At 61.7% G+C, this 25867-nt stretch carries 21 protein-coding genes; 8 read left to right on the top strand and 13 right to left on the bottom strand.

From position 1 onward, the window contains the following. Nucleotides 1-94: 94 nt before the first annotated feature. The 4 genes from galM to galE are packed head-to-tail and all read right to left on the bottom strand — an operon-like array spanning nt 95 to nt 4358. Nucleotides 95-1084 carry a galactose-1-epimerase gene (gene galM / locus WE862_RS03490; protein WP_042029544.1) on the bottom strand — a complete coding sequence of 330 codons (990 nt, stop codon included), beginning with the start codon at nt 1082-1084 and terminating at the stop codon, nt 95-97. After that, nucleotides 1081-2229: a galactokinase gene (gene galK / locus WE862_RS03485; RefSeq protein ID WP_042029543.1), complete on the bottom strand. Its 1149-nt coding sequence runs from the start codon at nt 2227-2229 to the stop codon at nt 1081-1083. Before galK ends, galM begins: the two co-directional genes overlap by 4 nt. After that, nucleotides 2226-3284 carry a UDP-glucose--hexose-1-phosphate uridylyltransferase gene (locus tag WE862_RS03480; RefSeq protein ID WP_042029541.1) on the bottom strand — a complete coding sequence of 353 codons (1059 nt, stop codon included), beginning with the start codon at nt 3282-3284 and terminating at the stop codon, nt 2226-2228. The genes galK and WE862_RS03480 overlap by 4 nt, the downstream gene beginning before the upstream one ends. 60 nt (nt 3285-3344) lie before the next feature. Next, the gene (galE, locus tag WE862_RS03475; protein WP_042029540.1) at nt 3345-4358 is read right to left on the bottom strand and encodes a UDP-glucose 4-epimerase GalE; all 1014 of its coding nucleotides are present in this window, start codon (nt 4356-4358) and stop codon (nt 3345-3347) included. A 203-nt stretch (nt 4359-4561) separates the two neighbouring features. Between galE and WE862_RS03470 the strand changes: the two genes are divergently transcribed. The 6 genes from WE862_RS03470 to WE862_RS03445 all read left to right on the top strand — a co-directional run bounded on the left by WE862_RS03470 (nt 4562) and on the right by WE862_RS03445 (nt 14428). Then, the gene (locus WE862_RS03470; RefSeq protein ID WP_042029539.1) at nt 4562-5569 is read left to right on the top strand and encodes a substrate-binding domain-containing protein; all 1008 of its coding nucleotides are present in this window, start codon (nt 4562-4564) and stop codon (nt 5567-5569) included. Nucleotides 5570-5748: 179 nt separating this feature from the next. Beyond that, nucleotides 5749-8808 carry a beta-galactosidase gene (locus WE862_RS03465; RefSeq protein WP_042029538.1) on the top strand — a complete coding sequence of 1020 codons (3060 nt, stop codon included), beginning with the start codon at nt 5749-5751 and terminating at the stop codon, nt 8806-8808. A 244-nt stretch (nt 8809-9052) separates the two neighbouring features. Continuing rightward, nucleotides 9053-10042, top strand: coding sequence for a galactose/glucose ABC transporter substrate-binding protein MglB (gene mglB / locus WE862_RS03460; RefSeq protein WP_041209758.1), 990 nt, complete (start codon nt 9053-9055; stop codon nt 10040-10042). Nucleotides 10043-10095: 53 nt separating this feature from the next. Beyond that, complete coding sequence (gene mglA / locus WE862_RS03455) at nt 10096-11616, top strand: galactose/methyl galactoside ABC transporter ATP-binding protein MglA (protein WP_042029537.1); 1521 nt, start codon at nt 10096-10098, stop codon at nt 11614-11616. Between the two features lie 16 nt (nt 11617-11632). After that, nucleotides 11633-12643 (top strand): galactose/methyl galactoside ABC transporter permease MglC, encoded by a 1011-nt coding sequence (mglC, locus tag WE862_RS03450; RefSeq protein WP_040069707.1) that lies wholly within the window; start codon nt 11633-11635, stop codon nt 12641-12643. A 51-nt stretch (nt 12644-12694) separates the two neighbouring features. Beyond that, on the top strand, nt 12695-14428 hold the full coding sequence (locus tag WE862_RS03445) for a methyl-accepting chemotaxis protein (protein ID WP_042029536.1): 1734 nt from the start codon (nt 12695-12697) through the stop codon (nt 14426-14428). Between the two features lie 58 nt (nt 14429-14486). Here the strand turns inward: WE862_RS03445 and trmA are convergent, their stop codons facing one another. Beyond that, a complete protein-coding gene (gene trmA, locus WE862_RS03440; RefSeq protein WP_042029534.1) occupies nt 14487-15620 on the bottom strand; it encodes a tRNA (uridine(54)-C5)-methyltransferase TrmA in 1134 nt (377 codons plus the stop codon). Between the two features lie 170 nt (nt 15621-15790). Here trmA and WE862_RS03435 point away from each other — a divergent pair, with 170 nt between their 5' ends. Continuing rightward, nucleotides 15791-16939: a DUF5610 domain-containing protein gene (locus WE862_RS03435; protein WP_042029531.1), complete on the top strand. Its 1149-nt coding sequence runs from the start codon at nt 15791-15793 to the stop codon at nt 16937-16939. A gap of 94 nt (nt 16940-17033) precedes the next feature. Further along, the gene (locus tag WE862_RS03430; protein WP_042029528.1) at nt 17034-17567 is read left to right on the top strand and encodes an ATP--cob(I)alamin adenosyltransferase; all 534 of its coding nucleotides are present in this window, start codon (nt 17034-17036) and stop codon (nt 17565-17567) included. A gap of 111 nt (nt 17568-17678) precedes the next feature. Here the strand turns inward: WE862_RS03430 and malZ are convergent, their stop codons facing one another. From malZ to WE862_RS03390, 8 genes are all read right to left on the bottom strand, one after another. Next, nucleotides 17679-19508 (bottom strand): maltodextrin glucosidase, encoded by a 1830-nt coding sequence (gene malZ / locus WE862_RS03425; protein ID WP_042029526.1) that lies wholly within the window; start codon nt 19506-19508, stop codon nt 17679-17681. 5 nt (nt 19509-19513) lie between these two features. Next, nucleotides 19514-20362: an HDOD domain-containing protein gene (locus WE862_RS03420; RefSeq protein WP_040069699.1), complete on the bottom strand. Its 849-nt coding sequence runs from the start codon at nt 20360-20362 to the stop codon at nt 19514-19516. Nucleotides 20363-20432: 70 nt separating this feature from the next. Then, entirely contained in the window at nt 20433-20849 is a 417-nt protein-coding gene (locus tag WE862_RS03415) for an META domain-containing protein (protein ID WP_040069697.1), read from the bottom strand. A gap of 146 nt (nt 20850-20995) precedes the next feature. Further along, the gene (gene yegD / locus WE862_RS03410) at nt 20996-22363 is read right to left on the bottom strand and encodes a molecular chaperone (RefSeq protein WP_042029524.1); all 1368 of its coding nucleotides are present in this window, start codon (nt 22361-22363) and stop codon (nt 20996-20998) included. 102 nt (nt 22364-22465) lie between these two features. After that, complete coding sequence (locus WE862_RS03405; RefSeq protein WP_042029522.1) at nt 22466-23455, bottom strand: 2-hydroxyacid dehydrogenase; 990 nt, start codon at nt 23453-23455, stop codon at nt 22466-22468. 74 nt (nt 23456-23529) lie between these two features. Further along, the gene (locus WE862_RS03400) at nt 23530-24024 is read right to left on the bottom strand and encodes a CreA family protein (RefSeq protein WP_042029520.1); all 495 of its coding nucleotides are present in this window, start codon (nt 24022-24024) and stop codon (nt 23530-23532) included. A 26-nt stretch (nt 24025-24050) separates the two neighbouring features. Continuing rightward, complete coding sequence (locus WE862_RS03395; protein ID WP_042029519.1) at nt 24051-24497, bottom strand: DUF962 domain-containing protein; 447 nt, start codon at nt 24495-24497, stop codon at nt 24051-24053. A gap of 429 nt (nt 24498-24926) precedes the next feature. Then, nucleotides 24927-25784: a hypothetical protein gene (locus WE862_RS03390; RefSeq protein WP_042029518.1), complete on the bottom strand. Its 858-nt coding sequence runs from the start codon at nt 25782-25784 to the stop codon at nt 24927-24929. Nucleotides 25785-25867 lie beyond the last annotated feature (83 nt).

The following is a 25867-nucleotide window of genomic DNA, read 5'->3' as shown; positions in this document are numbered from 1 at the left end:
CGTTGATGCAAAAACGCCCCGGAAGGGTCTCGGGGCGGCTTATCTTGCTCGAATGTGGCTGGCGCTGCTACGGAAAAATTGTGAAACCTTTAAGTCAGTCGCGGATAAAGCGGTAGCGCGTCTGGTGGTGATAGCGCTCTCCCGGCACCAGCCAAGGGTTACCCAGCTCGGGCCGGTTCGGACTGTCCGGTAGCTGTTGTGCCTCAAGACAGAAGCCGTCGTGATCCCGGTGCGCCAGACCTTGGCGATTCGGGGTATTGGCCAGCCAGTTGCCGCTGTAGAACTGCAGCGAGGGCTGGTTGGTATAGACCTCCATCGCCAACTGTTTGTCACCCGATACCACGCGAGCAGCCCACTCCTGCACCGGGCCGTTGAGCACAAAGGCGTGGTCGTATCCCTTGGCCTGTTGCTGCTGGGGATGGCTCAGCCAATCCAGCCCGACAAGGCGCTCGTGGCGCAAATCGAACGGCCCCTCCGCCGGGGTGATGGCGATCGGCAAACCGCTCGGGTCGGTCGGCAGGAAGTGGTCGGCATTGATGCTGATGAGGTGGTCACGCACATCGCCGCCGTCGGGATTGTCATCGAGATTGAAGTAGGCGTGGCTGGTGAGGCTGACCGGGGTCGCGGCATCCGTGCTGGCGATAAAATCCACCACCAGATCGCTCTGCTCCAGCCGGTACTCCAGGGTTACCCGCAGATTGCCGGGAAAGCCCTGATCCCCCGCTCGGGAGAGCAGCGCCAGCTTGACCCGATCCGCTTCCAGCTCCTTGATCTGCCACTGCTGGCGATGAAAGCCCGTCTGCCCGCCATGCAGGCAGTTGGGAGCCTGATTGGCATCCAGCAACCAGCGCTGGCCATCGCGCACCAGCTCGGCGCCGCCGATGCGGTTGGCAAACCGTCCGGCTACCGCGCCCAGCCACACCTGCTGGTTGGGATAGGTGTCGTCGGCACAACCCAGCAGCACTTCGCGCCGTTTGCCCGCTACCGGCAGGGTGAGGGAGGTGAGGGTAGCGCCGAAGTCGAGGCCGCGAAGGCGTAGCCCCTCCTCGTTTTCCAGTTCGAATGGCGTTATGGCGCTGCTCATAGCTTGCCTGCACCGGCGCTGGCAGAGCAGACGTAGTAGTCAGCCTTGAGGCCGAAGCGGGTCGGATACTCGGCTTCAACCGCGGCGATCACCTCGGCCACCTTGTCGGGGCGCAGCAAGGCGACCACGCAGCCGCCGAAGCCGCCACCAGTCATCCGCACGCCGCCTTCGGTGCCGATCCTGGCCTTGATGATCTCCACCAGACCATCGATGGCGGGCACTGTGATTTCGAAGTCATCGCGCATGGCTGCGTGTGAATCGGCCATCAGCTCGCCGAGACGGGTCAGATCGTGGCTCGCCAGTGCATCGGCCGCCGCCAGAGTGCGGGCGTTTTCACCGACGATGTGGCGGGCACGGCGGTAGCAGACCTCATCCAGTCCGGCTTTGCCCGCTTCCAGTCCGGCCAGATCGAGGTCGCGCAGCGCCTTGACCCCGTAGTGACGGGCGGCCGCTTCGCACTGCTGGCGGCGGGTGTTGTATTCGCTATCCACCAGACCGCGGCGCACGTTGGAGTTGACGATCAGCACCGCCAGATCGGTGGGCATGGGGATGAGGCGGGTTTCCAGCGAGCGGCAGTCGAGCAGCAGGGCGTGATCGGTTTTGCCGCTGGCAGAGATCATCTGGTCCATGATGCCGCAGTTGCAGCCGACGAACTTGTTCTCCGCCTGCTGACCGTTGAGGGCGATCTCGGCCTGAGTGATGGCGAGCCCCAGTGCCTCCTTGAAGGCCTGGCCGATGGCGACTTCCAGCGAGGCGGAGGAGGAGAGACCCGCCCCCTGCGGCACGTTGCCGGAGACCACCAGATCGAGGCCGCGCAGGGCATAACCGCGCTCCTGCAGATATTTCACCACGCCGCGGATGTAGTCGCTCCAGCGCTGGCTGGGGTGGTGCTCGATGGGCTGGTCGAGGTCGAACTGGTCGCGCTGGTTGTCGTAGTCGGCGGCGATCACCTGTACTTGCCGGTCATCGCGCAGGCCGATGGCGACGCAGGTCTCGTAGTCGATGGCGCAGGGCAGCACGAAGCCGTCGTTGTAGTCGGTATGTTCACCGATGAGGTTGACGCGGCCGGGGGCGCGCACCAGCAGATCGGGCGCTTTGGCAAATTGCTCGGCAAAAACGGTGCTGACGCGTTGGCTCGGGGTCATAGGGCCTCCTCATTGGTTTGATTGGTCTGGTTGTAGTGAATGGGGCTCAGGGCGCGCAGCCGCTCGGCGGCCTGCTCCGGAGTCAGGTCGCGCTGGGTTTCGGCCAGCATCTCGAAGCCGACCATGAATTTGCGCACGGTGGCGGAGCGCAGCAGCGGCGGATAGAAGTGGGCATGCAGTTGCCACGCCTCGGGGCACTCCGACTTGGGCGGCGCAAAGTGCCAGCCCATGGAGTAGGGGAAGCTGCACTCGAACAGGTTGTCGTAGCGGCTGGTGAGCTCCTTGAGCGCCACCGCCAGATCCTGTTGCTGGGCCTTGGTCAGGTTGAGCATGGAGGGGACGTGCGCCTTGGGCTGCAGCAGGGTTTCGAACGGCCAGGCGGCCCAGAAGGGAACTACGGCGAGCCAGTGCTCGGTCTCCACCACGATGCGCGAGCGATCCGCCAGCTCCCGCTCCACATACTCCAGCAGCATGGGACGGCCATGCTCGGCCAGCCAGTCACGCTGGTGCTGCTCTTCGCGGGCGATCTCGTTGGGCAGGAAGTCGCTGCCCCAGATCTGGCCGTGGGGGTGCGGGTTGGAGCAGCCCATGACGGCGCCTTTGTTTTCAAATACCTGCACCCACTCCCACTGGGCCGACAACTCGGCGACCTGATCCATCCAGGTGGTGATCACCCCCTCGATGGCGGGCAGCGGCAGCTCGGGCAGGGTCTTGCCGTGATCCGGCGAGAAGCAGATCACCCGGCTGGTGCCGCGGGCGGCTTCCAGCTTCAACAGGGGATCGTTGGCACTATCGGCGGCCGGGGTATCCTGCATCAGGGCGGCGAAGTCGTTGGTAAAGACGAAGGTGCCCTTGTAGTCGGGGTTGATGTCGCCGGTGACCCGGGTGTTGCCTGCGCAGAGGAAGCAGTCGGGATCGTGGGCCTGTTTGGGGGCCTGACTCACCTTCTCCACCTGCCCCTGCCAGGGGCGTTTGGCCCGGTGGGGGGAGACCAGCACATACTGGCCGGTCAGCGGGTTGAAGCGGCGATGGGGATGATCGACGGGGTTGAACATCATCTCTCCTGAATAAGGTATTGAAAAATAGAGTCGTTTATTACCGGGGAGCAGGCGGGCCTACTCCTCGTAACCGTTCGGATTGGCGGATTGCCAGCGCCAGCTGTCGGCGCACATGGCGTCTATGTCCCGGGTCGCCTGCCAGCCCAGTTCCCGCTCGGCCTTGGCCGGATCGGCCCAGCAGGCGGCGATATCGCCGGGACGGCGCGGTTCGATGCGAAACGGCAGCGGCTTGCCGCAGGCATTGGAGAAGGCAGCGACCAGCTGCAACACGCTCTGGCCCTGACCGGTGCCCAGGTTGTAGGTGTGCACGCCACCCTTGCCGGCGCAGTGTTGCAGCGCCTTGACGTGCCCCTCGGCGAGATCCATCACGTGGATGTAGTCGCGCACGCCGGTGCCATCAACAGTTGGGTAATCGTTTCCAAAGACCGACAGGCAGTCGCGACGGCCGATGGCGACCTGAGTGATATAGGGCATCAGATTGTTGGGAATGCCTTGGGGATCTTCCCCCATGGTGCCCGACTCGTGGGCGCCGACCGGGTTGAAGTAGCGCAGCAGGGTCATGCTCCAGTGCGGCTCGGCCAGCTGCAGATCCTCGAGGATCTCCTCGATGATCAGCTTGGAGCGACCGTAGGGGTTGGTAGCGCTGCGGGGGAAATCCTCGCGGATCGGCAGAGTGGCGGGATCGCCGTAGACGGTAGCTGATGAGCTGAACACCAGATTGTGCACCCCGGCTCGTTTCATCGCCTGCAGCAGGGTGAGGGTGCCGCCGAGGTTGTTCTCGTAGTAATCCAGTGGAATGCGGGTCGACTCACCGACCGCCTTGAGGGCGGCAAAGTGGATCACAGCATCGATCTGCTGCTCGGCGAAGATCCGGTCCAGCAGGGCGGCATCGCGAATATCCCCTTGATAGAACACGGGTTGCTGGCCGCTGATAGCTGCGACTCGAGTCAACACGCTGCGCTTGCTGTTGCAGAGGTTGTCCACCACGACCGGGGTCATGCCTGCGGCTTGCAGGGCCAGAGAGGTGTGGCTGCCGATATATCCGCAGCCGCCGGTGACCAGAACCTTCATCTTGCTCTCCACTGAAAATGACGCTGCAAGCAGTCTAGCCGAGGGGTTGGCTTGCAAACTGTGAACTTGCTTGCAAAACAGTGTAAACGATTACACTGTTTTTGTGATCGCTTCTCTGGCAGATCGTGCGTTATCCCCTGTTTTCAATGGGGTTGGTGGGTATAATGGTCAATCTGTCGCAGAGTGAAATAAGTGAAAACAGCATGAGTACCATCAAGGATGTCGCCCGTTTGGCCAATGTGTCGGTGGCAACGGTTTCACGGGTGATGAACAACTCGCCCAAGGCCAGTGCCGCCTCCCGCGCCGCCGTCCAAAAGGCGATGACGGAGCTGGGCTATACCCCTAACGCCAACGCGCGGGCGCTGGTCAGCCAGACCTGCGATACCATGGGCGTCGTAGTGGGAGACGTGGCCGATCCCTTCTTCGGGGCTCTGGTGAAGGGGGTCTCCGGCGTGGCCGTCGAGCAGAATCTTCACCTGTTGATGGGTAACGGTTTTCACAAGGCGCGCCAGGAGCGCGAGGCGATTGAGCTGCTGATCGGCAAGCGCTGCGAGGCGCTGGTGGTGCACAGCAAGGCGCTCAGCGACGAAGAGCTCTGCGACTACGCCATGCGAGTGCCCGGCATGGTGCTTATCAATCGCGATATTCCCGCCATAAAGGGGCGCTGCATCGCCCTCAACAACCGGCTGGGGGCCGCAACCGCAACCCGTCATCTGATCGAGCTGGGCCACCGCCACATCGCCTTTATCAGCTCGGATCACGCCATCGAGGATGCCACCTTGCGGCTGCAGGGGTATCAGGATGGATTGGCGGAGGCTGGTCTGGCGGCCGATCCGGAGCTTATCGAGAGCGGCACGCCGAACGAGGAGGGGGGCGAGCGCGCCATGCTCAACCTGTTGGCCAAGGGGCTCAAGGTGACCGCCGTGGTGGCCTATAACGATGCCATGGCGGCCGGCGCCATCTCGGTGCTGGCGGACAATGGGCTGCGGGTGCCGGAGGAGGTCTCGGTGGTGGGCTTCGATGACATCATCTACGCCAGATACCTGAGGCCCAAGCTCTCTACCATGCGTTACCCCATCGAGTTGATGGCGAGTCAGGCAGCCAAGCTGGCGTTGCAGCTGGCGGCAGGGGAGAGCGAGGCACAGCAGAACCGCATCTATACCCCGACCTTGATCAATCGCCATTCGGTGGCGCCGGTTCGCGCAGGATAGGGGCCGTTTGCGGCTCATTTATCGAGCTTTTATTGTTTTACCTATTTTTAATGGTTTTTACTCCGCTTTACTTAACAAAATTAGTGTAATCGTTTACATCTGTGTGAGCGAGATCGCCGATCCCCTGGCCACACTTCTCTAGACTGGAATACGTTTTCCAGTCATCAGGGAGAAGGGGAATGCTCAGGGAGATAGTGGCGCGTCAGGATTGGCAGACTCAGGCGATTACTTCGGTAAACCGCCTGGCAGCCCATACCCCCATGTTCAGCTGGCGTAGCGAAGCGGATGCCAGAGACGATCTCCTTTCACCCTCACGCCGTGCACTGGATGGCGAATGGTGCTTCTCCTTCTTTGCCGCTCCCGAGCTGGTGCCCGAGAGCTGGCTGGCGCAGGATCTGGCGGATGCCTGCCCCATTACGGTGCCGGGCAACTGGCAGCTGGATGCCGCCTATCCGGCAACACGGCCGCTTACCGATGGCCCCATCTACACCAATATCAAGTACCCCTTTCCCTGCGATCCACCTCGGGTGCCTGCAGAGAACCCCACCGGTTGCTACTCCCGCGAGTTCGAACTTCCTGCCGACTGGCTGGTCAGCGGTCAGAGCCGGATCATCTTCGACGGGGTGAGCAGCGCCTTTTACCTGTTCTGCAACGGTCGCTGGGTCGGCTACTCCCAGGACAGTCGGCTGCCAGCCGAATTCGATCTGACTCCTTATCTACAGAGCGGTCGCAACCGGCTGGCGGTGCTGGTACTGCGCTGGTCCGACGGCTCCTATCTGGAAGATCAGGATATGTGGTGGTTGTCGGGGATCTTCCGCTCCGTCAGCCTGTTGCACAAACCGGCCCGTCATCTGATGGATATTCGGGTCACCCCCGAGCTGGATGCCTGCTATCGGGATGGCCGCCTCAAGATTGCACTGCAGGCGGCCAATGCAGTTGGCCTCTCGGTGGAGGCCAATCTCTATGACGGTGGCGAGCGGGTTGCGACCCTGCGCCAGCCGATCGGTACCCAAGCCATTGATGAAAAAGGGGCATATGACGATCGCGCCGAGCTGTGGCTCGATGTGGCTGCGCCGCACCAGTGGAGCGCCGAGACGCCTCACCTCTATCGCCTGACCCTGACCCTGCTGGACGAGCAGGGCGAGCCTATGGAGAGCGAAGCCTATGATGTGGGCTTCCGGACGGTTGAGATCCGTGGCGGCCTGCTGCGGGTCAACGGCCAGCCGCTGCTTGTTCGCGGTGCCAACCGTCACGAACACCACCCCGCCAAAGGCTATGCCATCGATCGCGCCACCATGGAGCGGGATCTGCTGCTGATGAAGCGGCACAACTTCAACGCGGTGCGCTGTTCCCACTATCCCAACCACCCCGACTTCTATCGCCTGTGCGATCGGCTCGGCCTCTATGTGGTGGACGAGGCGAATCTGGAGACCCACGGCATGACCCCCATGGGGCGGTTGGCGCGGGATCCCGCCTGGAGCAACGCCTTTCTGGAGCGGGCCACCCGCATGGTGGCACGGGATTTCAACCACCCCTCGATCATCATCTGGTCGCTGGGCAACGAGTCGGGTTACGGCCCGGCCCACGATGCCATGTATGGCTGGATCAAGCGCAGCGACCCGAGCCGTCCGGTGCAGTATGAGGGGGGCGGGGCCGATACTCCGGCGACCGACATCATCTGCCCCATGTATGCCAGAACCCATCAGGATCAACCCTTCCCGGCGGTGCCCAAGTGGGCGCTGGCCAAGTGGATTGGTCTGCCCGAGGAGCATCGGCCGCTGATCCTCTGCGAATATGCTCATGCCATGGGCAACAGTCTGGGAGGCTACGCCCACTACTGGCAGGCGTTTCGCGATCATTCGAGATTGCAGGGGGGCTTTGTCTGGGATTGGGTCGATCAGGGGCTCGACAAATACACCGCCGATGGTCGCCATTACTGGGGCTATGGCGGTGATTTTGGCGATGTGCAAAACGATCGCCAGTTCTGCTGCAACGGCCTGCTGTTCCCAGATCGCTCTCCCCATCCCACGCTATTTGAGGCAAAGCGCGCCCAGCAGCCGTTCCGCTTCACTCTGCTTGGGCACTCCCCGCTGCGAGTGCGGATCGAGAGCGAATACCTGTTCAGGAAAACCGACAACGAGCGGCTTTGCTGGCAGCTGAGTGAAAACGGCCAAGTGGTGCTGGAGGGGGAGGTGTCTCTCGCGCTGGCAGCGCAAGGGGCGGTCGAGTTGACCCTGAGCGGGACGCTACCCGCTTTTGCGGCGGGCTCGCTGGCCTGGCTCGATCTGGCCATCTTCCAGCCGGATGCCACCCCCTGGTCCGAGGCCGGGCACGAGGTGGCGCGCCAGCAATTCATGCTGCCGTCACCGCTGGCGCTACCTGCACCAGTCAGCCCTGCGGTTATGGTTGAGCAGGTCGACGGCTGGCTGGTCACCACTGCTAACAGTCAGTGGCGGCTCGACAAGCAGAGCGGCCGCATCACCAGCTGGCTGAAATCGGGGCTGGAGCAGTTGCGGACGCCGATCACGGATCACTTCTACCGCGCGCCGCTCGACAACGACATCGGCACTAGCGAAGCGGATCACGCCGACCCCAACTCCTGGATTGCCCGCTGGCAGGCGTGTGGCCTTGAGCAGTGGCAGCACCGCTGTCTGGGCGTGGTGGTCGCCGGCAGTGAGCTGCGGGTGACTCACGGCTATTTCCATCAGGAGCAGTTGCAACTGCTGAGTCATTGGCATCACCGCTTTGCTGACGACGGCACCATGAGTCTCGACATCGAGTGCGAACTGGCGCAGGCATTGCCTTCGCTGCCGCGGATCGGTCTGCTGATCCATCTGGCTGACCCGGTTGAGCAGGTGCAGTGGCTGGGACGCGGCCCCCACGAAAACTATCCGGATCGCCTGCTGGGCGCCGATCTGGGTCGCTGGAGCCTGCCGCTGGAGGCCATGCACACCCCTTACGTCTTCCCGACCGACAACGGCTTGCGCTGCGATACCCGCGAGTTGCAGCTGGGGTCGATGCGTGTGAGTGGCGCTTTCCATTTCAGCGTCAGTTGCTTTAGCCAGCAGCAGCTGGCCACTGCCCGTCACCAGAGCGATCTGGTGGCAGAGGAGGGGCTGTGGGTCTGCCTCGATGGTGCTCACATGGGAGTGGGCGGAGATGACTCCTGGAGCCAGAGCGTGCGCCCCGAGTATCAGCTGACTGCCCGTCGCTATCGCTGGCACTGCACCCTTGGCTGAGCTTTTTGACAACAGCCCGTTAGCGACTAGCCTCAATGCTGCGGAACAGATTGAGTCCAAAAATTAACACTGAGATTTATGTTACTGAAAAATAAGAAAAAGATTCAATGTAACAGAGTGTAATCGTTTTCATTTTGTCGTCATGATCACAGAAGAAATGACAACAAATTGATTACATTGAAGGGCGATTGCTCAATAGCTCGCCACCCTACAACTCATGGATAGATACATCGGAGCACACACAATGAAAAAAATGACGACCGTTGCTGCCCTGCTGCTGGGCCTGATGGCTGGTGCCACTGCTGCCCACGCTGAAACCCGCATCGGGGTGACCGTCTACAAATATGACGACAACTTCATGGCGGTGGTACGCAAGGCGATCGAGAAGGAAGCGGCTGCCAACCCCGGGGTTGAGCTGCTGATGAACGACTCCCAGAACGACCAGTCCAAGCAGAACGACCAGATCGATGTGCTGCTGGCCAAGGGCGTGAAGGCGCTGGCCATCAACCTGGTTGACCCGGCTGCCGCTCCCGTGGTCATTGAGAAGGCCCGTGGCGAAGATATTCCGGTAGTCTTCTACAACAAGGAGCCGAGTGCTGCCGATCTGGCCAGTTACGACAAGGCCTACTACGTAGGTACCGACTCCAAGGAGTCAGGCATCATCCAGGGTCATCTGATTGCCAAACACTGGAAAGCCAATCCGGCCTGGGATCTGAACAAGGATGGCGTCATCCAGTATGTGCTGCTGAAAGGGGAGCCGGGCCACCCGGATGCCGAAGCGCGCACCACTTACGTCATCAAGACCCTGAACGACGGCGGCATCAAGACCCAGCAGCTGCACATGGATACCGGTATGTGGGATACCGCCATGGCCAAGGACAAGATGGACGCCTGGATCTCCGGCCCGAACGCCAACAAGATCGAAGTGGTCATCGCCAACAACGACGGCATGGCGATGGGCGCTGTCGAGTCACTGAAAGCACAGGGCAAGACTGCCATTCCGGTATTCGGTGTCGATGCGCTGCCTGAAGCGCTGGCACTGGTGAAGAGCGGTGCCATGGCCGGTACCGTGCTGAACGATGCGGCCAACCAGGCCAAGGCGACCTACGAGCTGACCAAGAACTTGGCTGAAGGTAAAGCGGCCGGTGAAGGCACCAAGTGGAACATCGTCAACAAGGTCGTGCGTGTTCCCTACGTCGGCGTAGATAAAGACAACCTGTCCCAATTCGAATAATTCCCTCCTCCAGGGCAAGGGAGATCCCCTTGCCCTTTTTTCAACCAGATGTGATGGCTGATATGACAACACAGCAACAATCAGAATGGCTGTTGGAGATGATTGACGTCAGTAAGAGCTTTCCTGGCGTCAAGGCACTCGATAATGTCAATTTACGGGTCCGTCCTCATTCTGTGCATGCGTTGATGGGCGAGAATGGAGCGGGAAAATCGACACTGCTCAAGTGCCTGTTCGGCATCTACGAGAAGGATCAGGGCAAGATCTTCTTCAAGGGGCAGGAGATCAACTTCACCTCCTCCAAAGAGGCGCTGGAGAACGGCGTGTCCATGGTGCATCAGGAGCTCAACCTGGTGCTGCAGCGCTCGGTGATGGACAACATGTGGCTCGGTCGCTATCCGACCAAAGGGTGGTTCATCGACCACGGCAAGATGTATGAAGACACCAAGCGCATTTTCGAGGAGCTGGATATCGACATCGACCCGCGGGTCAAGGTGGCGACCCTCTCCGTCTCCCAGATGCAGATGATCGAGATCGCCAAGGCATTCTCCTACGATGCCAAGATCGTCATCATGGATGAACCCACCTCCTCGCTGACCGAGAAAGAGGTGAGTCACCTCTTCAAGATCATCAACAAGCTGAAGGATAAGGGGTGCGGCATCGTCTACATCTCTCACAAGATGGAGGAGATCTTCCAGCTCTGTGACGAGATCACCATATTGCGGGATGGCCAGTGGGTGGCAACCCAGCCGCTCAAGGGGATGACCATGGATCAGATCATCGGCATGATGGTCGGCCGCGAGCTCACCCAGCGCTTCCCGGAAAAAACCAACCAGCCAAAAGAGGTGATCCTCGAGGTCGAACATCTGACGGCGAAGAACCAGCCCTCCATTCAGGACATCACCTTCAACCTGCACAAGGGGGAGATCCTCGGTGTCGCCGGGTTGGTGGGGGCCAAGCGCACCGACATCGTCGAGACCCTGTTCGGCATTCGCGATCGCAGCCAGGGCAGCATCAAGCTGCATGGCAAAGAGGTGGCCAACCACAACGCCCACGAAGCAATTCGTAACGGCTTTGCGCTGGTGACCGAGGAGCGCCGCTCTACCGGTATCTACTCCCGTCTCGATATCGCCTTCAACTCCCTGATCGCCAACATGGACAACTACAAGGGTTCCATGGGGCTGCTCAGCGACAACAAGATGAAGAGCGATACCCAGTGGGTCATCGACTCCATGCGGGTCAAGACGCCGACCCAGCAGACCCAGATCGGCTCCCTCTCCGGGGGCAACCAGCAGAAGGTGATCATCGGCCGCTGGCTGTTGACCCAGCCGGAGATCCTGATGCTGGACGAACCGACCCGTGGCATCGACGTGGGGGCCAAGTTCGAGATCTATCAGCTCATTCTGGAGCTGGCGAAGAAGGAGAAGGGGATCATCATCATCTCCTCCGAAATGCCCGAATTGCTCGGCATCACCGACCGCATCATGGTCATGAGCAATGGCCGGGTCGCCGGGATCGTCAACACCAAAGAAACTGACCAGAGCGAGATTCTGCGCCTGGCATCTCTGTACCTCTAGAGACAGGAAGACATTTATGGAGTCGGCTAAAAATTTCAATCTGATGCGGGCGCTCAAGGAGAACGGCATCTACGTGGTGCTGCTGGTGCTGCTCATGATCATCGTGATCAAGGAACCCTCCTTCCTGAGTCTCACCAACTTCAGCAACATCCTGACCCAGTCCTCGGTGCGGGTCATCATCGCGCTGGGGGTGGCAGGTATCATCATCACCCAGGGGACGGATCTCTCGGCCGGTCGTCAGGTCGGTCTGGCGGCGCTGATTGCGGCGACCATGCTGCAGGCGCTGACCAACGTCAACAAGGTGTTCCCGACGCTGGGGGAGGTGCCCATTCCTGCGGTGATCCTGCTGGTGTGCGTGGTGGGTGCTCTGATCGGTCTGGTCAACGGTCTTATCGTCGCCTATCTGAACGTGACCCCCTTTATCACCACATTGGGGACCATGATCATCGTCTACGGTATCAACTCCCTCTACTTCGACTCGGTGGGTGCCTCGCCGGTGGCCGGTTTTGACCCCCGCTTCTCCAGCTTCGCCCAGGGCTTTATCCGGATCGGCGGCTTCAAACTCTCGTACCTCACCTTCTACGCGGCCATTGCCAGCGTCTTTGTCTGGGTGCTGTGGAACAAGACCCGCTTTGGCAAGAACATCTTCGCCATCGGCGGCAACCCCGAGGCAGCCAAGGTCTCCGGCGTCAACGTGGCGGTCAATCTGGTGATGATCTATGCGCTGGCTGGGGTCTTCTACGCCTTCGGCGGCATGCTGGAAGCGGGCCGGATCGGCAGTGCCACCAACAACCTGGGCTTCATGTACGAGCTCGATGCCATCGCCGCCTGCGTGGTGGGCGGGGTGTCGTTTGCCGGCGGGGTGGGAACTGTCGCAGGTGTGATCACCGGCGTACTTATCTTCACCCTGATCAACTATGGTTTGACCTATATCGGCGTCAGCCCTTACTGGCAGTTCATCATCAAGGGCGGCATCATCATTCTGGCGGTGGCACTGGACTCCATGAAGTACGCCAAGAAGAAATAACGATTGGCAGGGAGGGTTGGCGTTGCCAGCCCTCTCTTCTGGAGGGATCCCATGCCATTCAAGGTCAAGATTTACGTCCTGTTGCTGCTGGCCATTCTGGTCACCATCGGTACCGCCTGGTTCAGCGTCAATCACTTCATCAGCGCCTACATCCGCACCCAGGCGACCAAGAACATCAACGAACAGATCACTCTGGTCAAAGAGAAGCTGGCCAGCGACATCAATCAAAAAATCCTGCTGGCCGCCAACCTCAACTTCGGGGTGACCAACGTCAAGAAGACCCTGCAAGAGACCGGCTTTCACAACATCGTCAAGGTGATCGGCGACATGGCGTTCGACGTGAGCGGTGTCATCAACGATACGGCCAAGGTCGATGCGCTGCGCAAGCTGATCCCCGCCGCCAACAACCAGATCACCGTCAGCCCGCTGCAACAGGTGGATGGCAAGCCGGTTATCACCATTCTGGTGCCGCGCGGTGCCGATTCGGCCTATCTCTACTACCTCGACATGAGCGAGTTCAAGAGCCTGCTGGCGAAGATGAGCGGCGAGGGGCGTTACTTCTCGCTGGCCGACGGCCAGGGCAATGAGCTCTACAGCAGCAAACCGCAGGGGGAGAGCGAAGCACGCCCCAATCAGCTGGATATTCGCGGCAACAGCTGGACCCTGACCGGTTACATCGACCTCGACTACATCCAGGCGATGACCCGGGCACTCAACGGCCAGATCATCATGGCGCTCCTCGGTGTCGCCGTGGTGGTGATGGTGCTCGCCATACTGGCGCTCAACGTGGCTTATCGCCCCATCCTCTCGCTGCGGGATCTGGTGCTGGAGCTCTCTCGCGGCAGTGGCGATCTCACCCGCCGGCTGGCGGTGACCAGTACCGATGATCTGGGCCAGATTTCAGCCGGCATCAACCGCTTTATCGAGCGGCTGCAGGAGATGATGGGCGAGGTGCAGGAGGCGAGCGGTCAGCTCAACAGCGGCATTGCCGGATTGGCCAGCCAGACTGGTGCAGCCCAGTCCCTGCTGGCGGATCATGTGCGCGAGACCGAACAGGTGGTGACTGCCATCAACGAGATGAGCCGCACCGCGGTCTCCGTCTCCGAGAGTGCAGCCAGCACGGCCCGGCTTACCGGCCAGAGCCAGCAGCTGGCGAGCCAGTCCCGGCAGGTGGTCGATCAGGCGATGGCCAGCGTGATGGCGCTGGTGGACGAGGTGGAGGAGACTGCCCGCTCCATCGAGGCGATGCAGCAGGATGTGCAGCAGATAGGCTCCGTGCTGGGGGTGATCGGCAGCATTGCCGAGCAGACCAACCTGCTGGCCCTCAACGCAGCAATAGAGGCGGCTCGTGCCGGCGAGCAGGGGCGTGGATTTGCGGTGGTGGCCGACGAGGTACGCTCCCTTGCCGCCCGTACCCAGCAGAGCACGGCGGAGATCCAGACCATGCTGGCCAGCCTGCAACGGGGTAGCCGCACCGTGGTGGAGGCGATGGAGAACACCAAGCAGAGTTGTCAGGGGGCGGCCGAGAACACTACCCGGGTCAATGAGTCGCTGGATCTGATGGCGGGAGAGGTGGTGGAGATCAATGATCTCATCAGCCATATCGCCACGGCGGCGGAGCAGCAGAGCGCGGTAGCCGAGGAGATCAACCGCAACATGAGCGCCATCGCCGAGGTGATCCGCCAGCTGACCCACAACGGGGAGGCGACGGTCGCCAGCGCCGGTTCGATGCAGCAGACCTACGACCGGCTCAGGGAGATAGTGAGCCACTTCCGGCTGCGGTAATGGCCGGTTGTGCCATAGAAAACAGGGCCAAGCGGCCCTGTTTTTTTATTCCTTCGAATCAACCCGCCTTGCGGCGCAGGTAGACCCCGGCCTCCATATGGTGGGTCCAGGGGAACTGGTCGAACAGGGCAAAGCGGGCGATCTCGTGGGTTTCGCCCAGCACCGCCATGTTGGCTTGCAGGGTTTCGGGGTTGCAGGAGATGTAGAGGATGTTGTCGTACTCCTGCACCAGCTTGACGGTGGCATCGTCGAGACCGGCGCGGGGCGGGTCGACGAAGATGGTGTTGCACTGGTAAGCGCCGAGATCGACCCCCTTGAGGCGGTTGAACTCCCGCTCGCCACGCATCGCCATGGTGAACTCCTCGGCCGACATGCGCAGGATGATCAGGTTGTCGACGCCGTTGGCCGCGATATTGAACTGGGCGGAGTCGACGCTCGGCTTGGCAATCTCGGTGGCCAGCACCTTGCGGAAGTTCTGCGCCAGCGCGATGGAGAAGTTGCCGTTGCCACAGTAGAGCTCCAGCAGGTCACCCTCGCTGCCGTTGGTGACTTCCAGCGCCCAGCCCAACATCTGCTCGTTGATGGCGGCATTGGGTTGGGTGAAGCTATTCTCCACCTGTTTGTAGATGAGCTGGCGGCCGGCCACGTTGAGCTGCTCGATGACAAAGTCATCGCCCAGACAGATCTTCTGCTTGTGGGCGCGGCCAATCAGCTGCAGCTCGAAACCTTTGGCGCGCAGATCGGCCTGCAGTGCCTCGGCGGCCTGCTGCCACTCGTTCTCCAGCTTGCGATGGTAGAGCAGGCTGACGATGATTTGGCCGGACTGGGTGGAGAGGTAGTCGATCTGGAACAGCTTGCGACGCAGCACCTGATGGGGGCGTAGCCCCTCCAGCAGCACCGGCATCAGCTGGTTGATGAGGCGGCAGGCAGTGGGGAAGTGGTCGACCCGGATAATCTCTTTGGTCGCCGGGGCATACATGCAGTGGAAGAGGTCGTCCCCTTCGTGCCAGATGCGAAATTCGGCGCGCATCCGGTAGTACTCCGCCGGTGAGCTGTGCACCTCCAGCGCGGGAGGGTTGAAGCTGGCAAACAGCCCGGTGAGGCGCGCGCTCTTCTCATCGAGCTGGGCCTGATAGTCGGCCGGGGTTCTTGGCGCCGGAGCATCCGCAGAAGGCTGTTGGGACTGGGTCATAGATACCTCATGTGCACACCGGCCGGGCCGGGTCGAAATCGCGGGATGGCAACAGGCCACCCAAAGGGGCCCGATTTTAAAAGCCAGCCGCAGATTGTCCAGCATTTTGTGGTCAAGAAGTGTTCAGTCAGGCCGATACCGGATCTACAGGCATGGTGGGAGGACACATTATGCAGATCGACGGCGTGGGCGCAGCCCAACCCATGGGAGTGGGTGTTTCTCCCAAATCGCCGCAACAGGCGGAGTCAAAACAGCTCAACAGCGAGGATGAGGTCTCCTTGCACAAGCCCCCGAAATGGGCACAGGTGCTGATCCAGCAGGCGCTGCAGTTTGCGCTGGAGATAAACGGGCAGAGCTATCAGGCGCCCAAGACCCAGGATCAGCCGGAAGAGGTTACCCCGGATACCCTGTTCGACTTCCAGTCGGTGGCGGACAACGTGTTGCAGTTTGTCACCGGACGGCTGGGTGCTGCCCGCGCCGACGGCAAGTCGGATGATACCCTGACCGGCATGATGGAGCAGGCTCGCAAAGGGGTGGACAAGGGCTTTGGTGATGCCCGCAAGCAGCTGGGTGACTGGGCTGACAACGGCGATATCAAGACCGGCATGGATCAGAGCTACAAATTGATCCAGAAGGGGCTCGACGAGTTCGAGAAGGAGTTCTTTGGCAAGGTCTCCACTACCGATATGGGGCAGGCCGAGATGGCCAGTCGCCAGCAGGGTTCGCTGGAGATCCAGACCAAGGATGGCGACAAGGTGGTGCTGCGCTTCAACGACAACTGGCAGACCCGATCCCAGAAGAGCGACAGCGGCAGCCAGTTCAGTCTCAAATCGAGCCAGAGCTTCAGCTTTTCGCTGGAGGGGGATCTCAGCAAGGAGGAGATGGACTCCATCGGCAAGCTGGTCAAGGGGATCGACGGTCTGGCCGGCGACTTCTTCTCCGGCAATCTGGATGATGTGCTGAAGAAGGCGGGCGACCTGAAGCTGGATGACACCCAGCTGGCCTCTTACTCGCTCAAGCTCAAGCAGAGCGTCAAGCTGAGCCAGACCTATCAGGGGGCCAGCTCGCTGCAGGATCTGCTCAAGCCCTTTGCCGACTATCTGCCCAAGCTGGACGAGGTACAGAAGCAGGCCGATGCCGTGCTGCCGGAGTCCCAGCAGCAGGCGCTGACCCCGGCCGTGCTGGCTGCGCGTGGGCAGACTGATCCGGCGCAGGTCAGCAGTTTCACCAGCTTCAACGAACGCATGCTGCAGGCGCTGCGGATGCTGAGCCAGTTCCAGCCCGCGACCGACCCTGCCAGCAGCGGCAAGAGTGCCTGAGTGCTTGCCATCGGGATTGATTAACTCCTGACCGGCCGTTTGCCAGCTCCTGCGATGGCTGGCAAACTGGCCTTTTTCCCGATGCGGCCAGCCAATGAACCCGAAAAAGCCCAGAGACAAGCGCGAGCTTTGCTACCCCTTCATCTTCGAAACCTCGCTCAAGTGTGACTTCGAGATCGCCACTGACGAACTCTGCTGCCAGGTCGGCGCCGTGCTGTCACACCTTGCGCCGGATGCCGATATTGCGCCCATGCTGGCGGATCTCGCGGCGTTGCAGCGGCTTATCTATAACCTCAACGGTTCGGTGCGCGGCAAGCTGGGGATCTTCGAGGCAGACCTTGAGTGGCTCAAGGCCCGTTACGATCACTACAACGAGGCGAGCCGGGGCCGGGTCACCGGTTTTGTTCTACCGCAGGGGCCGCAACCGATCCCGACCCTTCATCTGTGCCGCTGTGGCAGCAAGAAGGTGGTGCGACTGCTGGTGCGCCTCGAGGAGAGCGGTGTCAGCTTTGACCCCATCCTCTACCGTTTCGCCAACCTGCTGGCCAACTTCTTCTTCGTGCTCACCGTCTATCTCAAACAGCTGTGGCTGGTGCCGGAAGTGCCCTACGTCAGCATCAACTACTGATGCTCAGCCCGGCTCGCTGGTGGCCTGCACAAGGCTACGACTGGCCAGCTGTGGCGCATAAAAAAACCGGAGCCCACAGGCTCCGGTTTTTTATTGGCGAGATAAGATCCCTCAACTGGAGAGCAGCACCCGGGCCGAGTTGGCCGGAATGGTTAGCTGAAGTTCCCCCTGCACCACTTCAAACTTCTCGCCGTTGAATGCGTCGGTGAAGCGGCTGGCCGGGCTCGCGGTCTGCCAGAGGGGCAGGCTGATGGTGCGCGGCTCGCTCGGGTGGCGGTTGCAGGCTACCACCACCTGATCGCTCTGCAGGGTGCGGGCAAACACATAGCTGTGGGGGCCGGCATAGAGGGTCTGGATATCACCGCGGCGCAGGGAGGGACGCTGACGGCGGATCTGGATCAGCCGACGATAGTGGTCGTGCAGCACGTGATCCCAGTCAGTTGTCTCCCACGGGAAGCAGCGGCGGCAGTCCGGGTCGTTGCCGCCGGAGAGCCCCACTTCATCGCCGTAGTAGATGGATGGCACGCCGATATAGGTGAGCAGCAACGTGGCCGCGAGACGCATCCGCTGCTTGTCCTCACCCAACAGGTGGAGGAAGCGGGCGGTGTCGTGGCTGTCCAGCAGGTTGAACTGGGCCAGCTGGTTTTTGAACGGGATGTGGGCCCGCGCCAGCTTGAGCCAGCGATCCAGCTCTTCGGCACTGATCTTGATGGGGTGGTAGGCGATATCCTTGCCGGCCAGGAAGGCGCGGATCGGATGGGCGAAGCCGTAGTAGTTCATGGCGCCGTCCTCCTGATCCCCCTGTAGCCACTGGCTCGCCTCGAAGAAGTGTTCGCCCAGCACGTAGGCGTCCGGGTTCTCCTGTTTCACCGCGCCGCGAATGGCGCGCACGTGGCCGCTGTTGCCCTCGGCGGTGCCGCGTTCCCCCAGCATGTGGATGACGTCGAAGCGCCAGCCGTCGATCTGGTAGGGGGCGCGCATCCAGTAGCGCAGGATGGCATCGTCAGCGCGGTAGACGGCGTCCTGCACCTTCTCGCAGGAGAAGTCGAGCTTGGGCAGGCTGCGAATCCCCTTCCAGCTGACGTAATCCCCTTCGTTGTCAAAGGTGTAGAAGCTGCGCCACGGCGAATCCGGGTTGCTCTGGGCGCCGAGCGGCGGGCAGAACCAGGGGTGCTGGGTCGAGGTGTGGTTGACCACCGCATCGAGAATGATCTTCATGCCGCGCTGATGCAGGTTGCGGGTCAGCTCGGCGAACTGCTCGTTGCTGCCGAGGTGGGCATCGACCTTGAAGTAGTCCTGGGTGTCGTACTTGTGGTTGCTCGGCGAATCGAAGATGGGGTTGAGGTAGAGTGCCGTCACCCCGAGAGATTGCAGATAGTGCAGCTTGGCATCGATCCCCGCCAGATCGCCGCCATAGAATTCGCAGGCACCGTGCCCCTCTTCGTGGCGACTGACCGGCTCGCCCCACGCCTTGCTGATGACTGCCTTGCCGCGGTACTCGTACTCGTGATGCTTGACGCTGAGGGACGGATCGCCGTTGCAGAAGCGGTCGGGGAAGATCTGATAGAACACCTGATCCTGCACCCAGGCCGGTGGCTGGTGCAGGCTGTTGAAGCGAAAATGCTGCTCGCGCGGCGGCATGGTGGAACTGACGCCAGCGCCGTGCAGCCACCACTGCTCCTCGTCGGTGAGGCACTTGAAGCAGTAAAGGTGGATATCCTGCCCCTTGCCAAGCGGCAGGTTCACCTGCCATACCTGCAGCCGGTCGCGGGTCGAGATCGCCGTCATCGGGATCAGGTACTCCTCGTTGTCCGGCTCGTGGCGCAGCCACACCTCGCGGATGGGGGCATCCAGCTCGCTGAACAGGGTCAGTTGCAGGGCATCGGCGCTCTCTTTGAACCAGGGCGCCACCTGGGGATGAAACAGAAACGGATGGGTCATGATGCTTATTGAGTCAGAAGATCGGCGAGGGCATTACCCTGTTCATGCAGTGTTTCGAGCTGGCCGGCCAGCGACTTGGGATCCAGTCCCAACTGGTCGGCGAGCGGTTTGGGGAAGCGGGCTATGATGGCCTGGGCAGGCACCCCGGCGTTCCAGGCGAAGGAGATGAAGACCGCCAGCCGGATCAGTACCGCCTCCTTGCTGACCGGATCGTGGGAGAGGGGATCCAGCTGCTGGGAGATGGCGTCGACAAAGCTCTCCGACAGGTTCCAGCGCCGCGCCAGCTCGGCACCGAGCTGGGCATAGTCATAGCCCAGCATCTCGCGCTGGGCCTCGACCCGGCTGCTCCCCTTCTGGATCGCCAGATTGATGAGCTCCGCCTCTTCCGGCAAGGTGCTCTGGATCAGCAGCTCGCCGATGTTGTGGATAAGGGCGCAGGTAAAGGCGGTCTCAGGGTCGAGCACCCTGGCCTCCTGCGCCAGCGTCTTGGCGATGGTGGCGACCTGAAAGGTCTCGGTCCAGAACTTGTTCTTGTCGAAGCTGGGGGGGGCCTTGAAGCTGCCGATGATGCCGGAGGCGACCACGATGGAGCGCAACCGGTTGAAGCCGAGGCGGATCACCGCCTGATCGATGGAGGTCACTTCGTTGCCACGACGCAGGGCGGCCGAGTTGGCCATCCGCAGCACCTTGACGCTGATCACCTGATCCATGGCGATCTTGGCCGCAATCTCGTCGATGCGGGCATTCTCGTCGTTGAAGCTCTGCATCAACTCGTGCAGCAGCTTGGGAATGGTGGGGAGTTGTTTGATCTTGTCAAACAGACGATCCATCGACATGGCTGAGGCAGCCTCCATTGCGAACACTGCCTCATATTGTGCCACAGCCGGGCAACATGTTCCTGTTTGTAATGCCGGTTTGTGAGCCCTAGAGCACCCAGTCGCGCAGGGTGTATTCCAAACGGTGCTGTTTGCCCTGCAGAACCAGGTCTTGGCTGGAGCCGCTCAGGGTCGCCCCCTCGGTCAGAGTGGTCAACACGGCCTGTTCTATGGTGTCGAGCGGGGGCATGCAGGCCATCTCGGTGCTGCCCAGACTGGTGACCCAGAACCTGTCCCCTTTCATATGGCCCTGACCGAAGTAGCGGTTGCAGCCGGCGATGCCGTTGACGGTGAAGTGCTCGCCGATCTCGAAGTCGGGCGGATTGTCGCGCAAGGCGGCAACCGGTTCGCCATCCAGCTTGCTCAATACCCAGTGGTGATGTTGCAGATCCTGCCGGACAAAGGGGGCTGAACTGCAGCCGGCGAGCAGGAAGAGGGGGATGAGCAGGAGTGACAATCTGGACATGGCGGGGCTCCGGTTGATGGGAGCCGCAAGCATAGCCTGTTTGCTTGTCCCGTAGCAGGGCGGAAGCTGGGGCGACCGACCGCTTCTGTCGCCCCTTTGCCGCCAGAGTGTCGTTAAATGGCAACACTCTGGCGATTTAGCCCCATTCAGGGCTTGGTTGCGAAGATCCGCTCGGCATAACGGGCCAGACCCGCGGCCACCGAGCCGAAGTCATCGCCCCCCTCGAGCGGGATGGTCGGCAGCTTCTGGCGGATAAAGCTGGCGATCAGCGGCGAGCGGGCGCTACCACCGGTGACGAAGATGCGGTCTGGCTGCACGCCGGCGGCGGCGATCGCCTCATCCATCAGCTCGCCAATCTTCTCCAGCAGCAGGGCCGAGGCGCCGGCCAGCTGCTCACGGGTCAGCTCCGCCTCCAGCCCTTTTTCCAGCTCGCTCAGGGAGTGGCGGCTGCTCTCCTGCTCCGAGAGGGCGATCTTGCCCTGCTCGGCGCGCCAGACCAGCTGGTGGCTCAGCTTGTGGGCCCGCAGGTTGGCAAGGCGCCCCAGCTTGCTGCCGGGCTGGCTGTCGAGCTGCAGATCCTGCAGCTGGCGGGCGGTATCGAGACTGTAGAAACGGCTCTGGGCGCTGACGTCGTTGATGGCGGCTGCATCCCAGAACAGCGGGTGGGGCAGCGGCTTGCCGGTTTTGAGCACCTCGTGCATGCCGAGCAGCGGCATCATCCCCTCTACCGTCAGGCGGATGTCGAAGTCGTTGCCGCCGATCCGCTGGCCGCTGTGGCCGAGCAGATCGTCGGTGCGATCGAGCCGGTCGCGGTAGCTCGGGCCCATCCGCAGCATGGAACAGTCGGTGGTACCGCCGCCGATATCCACCACCAGCACCACGGCGTCTTCGGTTAGGCGGGCCTCGAATTCAAAACCGGCCGCCACCGGTTCGTAGAGAAACTCCACCTGCTCGAAGCCGGCGATGCGGGCCGCTTCGCTCAGAATGGCGATGGCCTGACGGTTGCTCTCTTCGCCAGCCAAGCCCTGAAAGTTGACCGGACGGCCGATCACCGCCTGACGGATCGGGGCGCCGAGCTGCTGCTCCGCCTGCTGGCGGACGTGGAGCATCATGGCGCAGACGATATCTTCGAACAGAGCGATCTGGGGGGCCTTGAGGCCGTAGGCGCCGAGGAAGGATTTCGGCGACTTGATGTAGTAGCCCTCGTCCGGCTCCTCCAGATAGCGCTCCAGCGCCGCAGAGCCAAAGCTGAGCTCGTCGATCAGCCCCTCTTCGCGCATCTGGCGTCGCACCGCCTGGGCCCGGGTCACCACGGGGCCGCGCAGCTTGAGATAGGCCGCCTGCTGGCTGTCGGCCAGCCCTTCGGCCAGCAGACCGGCGATAGCGTCCCGGTGCGGCGCGTGCAGGGTGGAGGGGAGGTAGCGGGAGGGGCCGAGATTGAGCAGCCGCGGGCTGCCCTGTTCCATCACGGCCACGGCACAGTTGGAGGTACCGTAATCAAATCCGATAAACATGGGCAGTCAGCTCCTTGGAAAAAAGGGGAGCTAGCCTACCCGATGGCGCCGGGTCTCACAACCCGGCGTGCAGAGATGAGGCGCTGCAGTAGCGCGCAGGGGTTACTCGACCTCGTTGTCGCTGCGGCCCTGACTCTCGATAGCCTGAATGTTGCCGAGGGTGGTGTCGGCGATGGCGTGCAGCGCCTCGCGGGTCAGGAAGGCCTGATGACCGGTGAACAGCACGTTGTGGCAGGCTGACAGGCGGCGGAACACGTCATCGGTGATCACCTCGTTGGACTTGTCGGAGAAGAAGAGATCCTCCTCCTCTTCGTAGACGTCCAGCCCCAGCGCGCCGATGCGGGAGGTCTTGAGCGCCTCGATGGCGGCGTTGGAGTCGAGCAGGCCGCCACGACTGGTGTTGATGATCATCACCCCGTCCTTCATCTTGGCGAACGCCTCCTGATTGAGCAGGTGGTAGTTCTCCTTGAACAGCGGGCAGTGCAGGCTGATGATGTCGGACTGGCGGAACAGGGTGTCGAGATCCACATACTCGGCCCCCAGCTCGATGGCAGCCGGATTCTGGTAAGGGTCGTTTACCAGCAGGCGAACCCCGAAGCCCTTGAGAATGCGCAGGGCGGCCAGACCGATCTTGCCGGTGCCGATGACGCCGACCGTCTTGCCATACATGTTGAAGCCGACCAGCCCCTCCAGCGAGAAGTTGGCGTCGCGGGTGCGCTGATAGGCTTTGTGGATGCGGCGGTTGAGGCACATCATCATGCCGACCGCATGCTCGGCGGTCGCCTCGGGGGAGTAGGCGGGCACTCGCACCACCTTCAGCCCGAGCTCTTTGGCGGCGGCCAGATCCACGTTGTTGTAACCGGCACAGCGCAGGGCGATCACTCTGGTGCCGTTGGCCGCCAGCTCGGTCAGCACCTCGCGGTCGGCATCGTCGTTTACGAACAGGCACACCACCGGGAAGCCGTGGGCCAGTCGGGCCGTCTTGGCCTCCAGCCGCACATCGAAGAACTCCAGTTCAAAGCCGAAGCGGCTGTTGGCCTGGGTGAAATGCTCTTTGTCATAGCTCTTGGTGCTGAATACGGCGACTTTCATGGTGTGCTCTCCGCAGATGATTTGTAGTTAAATTACAACAAAGCGAGTCAACTATCACCGGACAAACCGGCTGGTTATTGCCCCCACGGCATGATGGGTACGGCGCTGACAGCACTCTTGTACGAACCATCCACCAGCTTGGTGCTGTAGGTCAGATAGACCAGTGCATTGCGCTTCTGGTCGTAAAAGCGCACCACCTTCTGCTCCTTGAACACCAGCGAGGTGCTGACGTCGAACACCTCTTCCCCCGCTTTCAGCTTGGCGGGCAGGGTGATGGGGCCAATCTGGTGGCATGAGAGGGAGGCGTGGGAGGGATCTTCCGCCAGCCCGAGCCCGCCCTTGACGCCGCCGGTCTTGGGGCGCGCCAGATAGCAGGCGACGCCGTCGATGCGGGGATCGTCGAACGCCTCGACCAGGATCTTGTGGTTGGGGCCGAAGAGCTTGAAGGCGGTGCTCACCTCGCCGACCGTATCAGCCTTGTCGGCCAGCGCCGGGCCAGCAAACAGGACGCCCAGCAGCAGGGGCAGGGCGCGGCGCAGAGGTGAATTAAGAGTGTGGCGGTGTGACATGGTCTCTCCTGTTGGCCCGGCATCCCTCAATAGGGAATGCCCAGGCGACGATAGAGGCTGGCAAGCACCCAGGCGGGGCCTATCAGCAGAAATTGCAGGTCGGCGAGGAAGGAGGGGCGTTTGCCCTCGATCCTGTGGCCGACAAACTGGGCTATCCAGAGCAGCACGAAGATAAACAGCGCGGGCCACAGCAGCGGCCCCTGCCACTGGTGGCAGAAGGCCAGCCCGAGCGCGGTCAGCCCTGCCATCCCGACAAACAGCGAAAACGACAGCTGCAGGTAGAAGGCCAGCACCGGAATGGCGGCCACCGCCGCCCAGTTGAGCCCCGCTGGCAGCGGCCCGGCGGGCAGACTCCAGAGCAGCCCCAGCGAACAGAGATAGATGCCCGGCACCGCCAGCTTGTGGATGGCGACGTTGACCGGATGGCGATGGCTCTGGCCGTACTCTTCAAACCACTCTTCGATTCCCTTCATGGCACCTCCTTGGCACGCACTCTGCTTCGCGGCTCTGGCCGCCCCCGGTAAACGGGCGCGGCATCGCAAGCATGATGGCGGAAGCGCGCGACCAATGCCAGATGGCAACGCCGGCCCATGCAGCATTCTGATCAGATAGCGGCAGATGGTAATGCAAGAGGGTGTGTGGATCGGCTGATGGCTCTGGCGGGCCTGTGAACCGTGCCGACCGCCTGCCCGGCGGGCTTTGGCATCACTATAAATTTAATTTATGGGTTTTCCCTTTATGGCCCAATTTTAACTTATAGCTAGCCGGATCCCGCCACAGGCGCAGCTCTGCGCCCGTCAGCGGTTGTCACAGGTGGTTGTCCGATCCCAAGCGGGGAGTCCGGCTGCATCAGCTTTGATAGGAACAAAAACAGCACCGCCCCTGACGGGGCGGCTGGCAGCTTATCCCTGCGGAGGGTATTCCCAATATTGCGCCGGGATGCGCTTGAGCAACGGCGTCATATCGGGGTTGGGCAGCTGGATGGTGACCCGCTGGTCGAGATTGGCGCTGGCCAGCGCTTCGCGGATCTTCGGGTTTTCACGGAAGAACTGCATGAAGCTGCCGTCGGCATAGGCCCGCTCAAGGCCGGTCTGGATCGCCTTGGCCAGCTCGGGATACTCGGGGCTGACGAAGAAGAACTGGGCGAAGGGGTAGCGGATCAGCAGATGCTGCTCGATGGCGAGGTTGGGGTATTGCGCCACCAGCTCGCTGCGCTCGGCGAAGATCTCCACCATGGCGCGCGGAAAGAAATCGACCTTGTCGCCGTCGTTGATCAGGCGAAACAGGGTGCTGAAACGACCGGAGTAGGTCGGGATGCCGGCGCTTTCCAGAATCTTGTTGTCGGCCCAGCCGACCCCTTGCGCCGCTTTCATCTGCCTCAAATCGGCCAGAGTATTGATCTGGTTGAACTTCTCCTGGGCATCAGCGTGGATGAAGGAGAGGCGCAGCCCTTCCAGCCCGCGAAACAGCGGAATGGGGACGGCAAGCAGGGAGGACTCGAGCGCGCTGGAGGTACCCATCCAGAAAACATTGATGGTCTTGCCCTTGCTCAGCTGCTGCTGGAGGGTGAACTGGTTGAGATCGAGCTCGACGGGCTGGATGCGAAAGGGGGTGCCGGAGTGGGTCAGGGCCAGTTCCAGCAGCTTGTACTGGTACTCCTGATCGAGATTATTGACGGGGCGACTGGGCACCTTGACCGTCAGAACCTGTGCTTGTGCCAGCAGCGGCAGGCACAAACACAGTTTGATGAGCCATTTCACTCTCTGTTCTCCTGTAGAGTCCGGGACGTGCCCGGAGTCTAACAGAACTTTTCACCCTCTTGCTGCGGCGCGGTGTGCAAGAT

It is taken from the genome of Aeromonas jandaei (genome assembly GCF_037890695.1).
Taxonomy (GTDB): Bacteria; Pseudomonadota; Gammaproteobacteria; order Enterobacterales; family Aeromonadaceae; genus Aeromonas; species Aeromonas jandaei.
The sequence above is the reverse complement of the archived record's forward strand: the minus strand, read 5'-3'. Positions and strand labels throughout refer to the sequence as shown.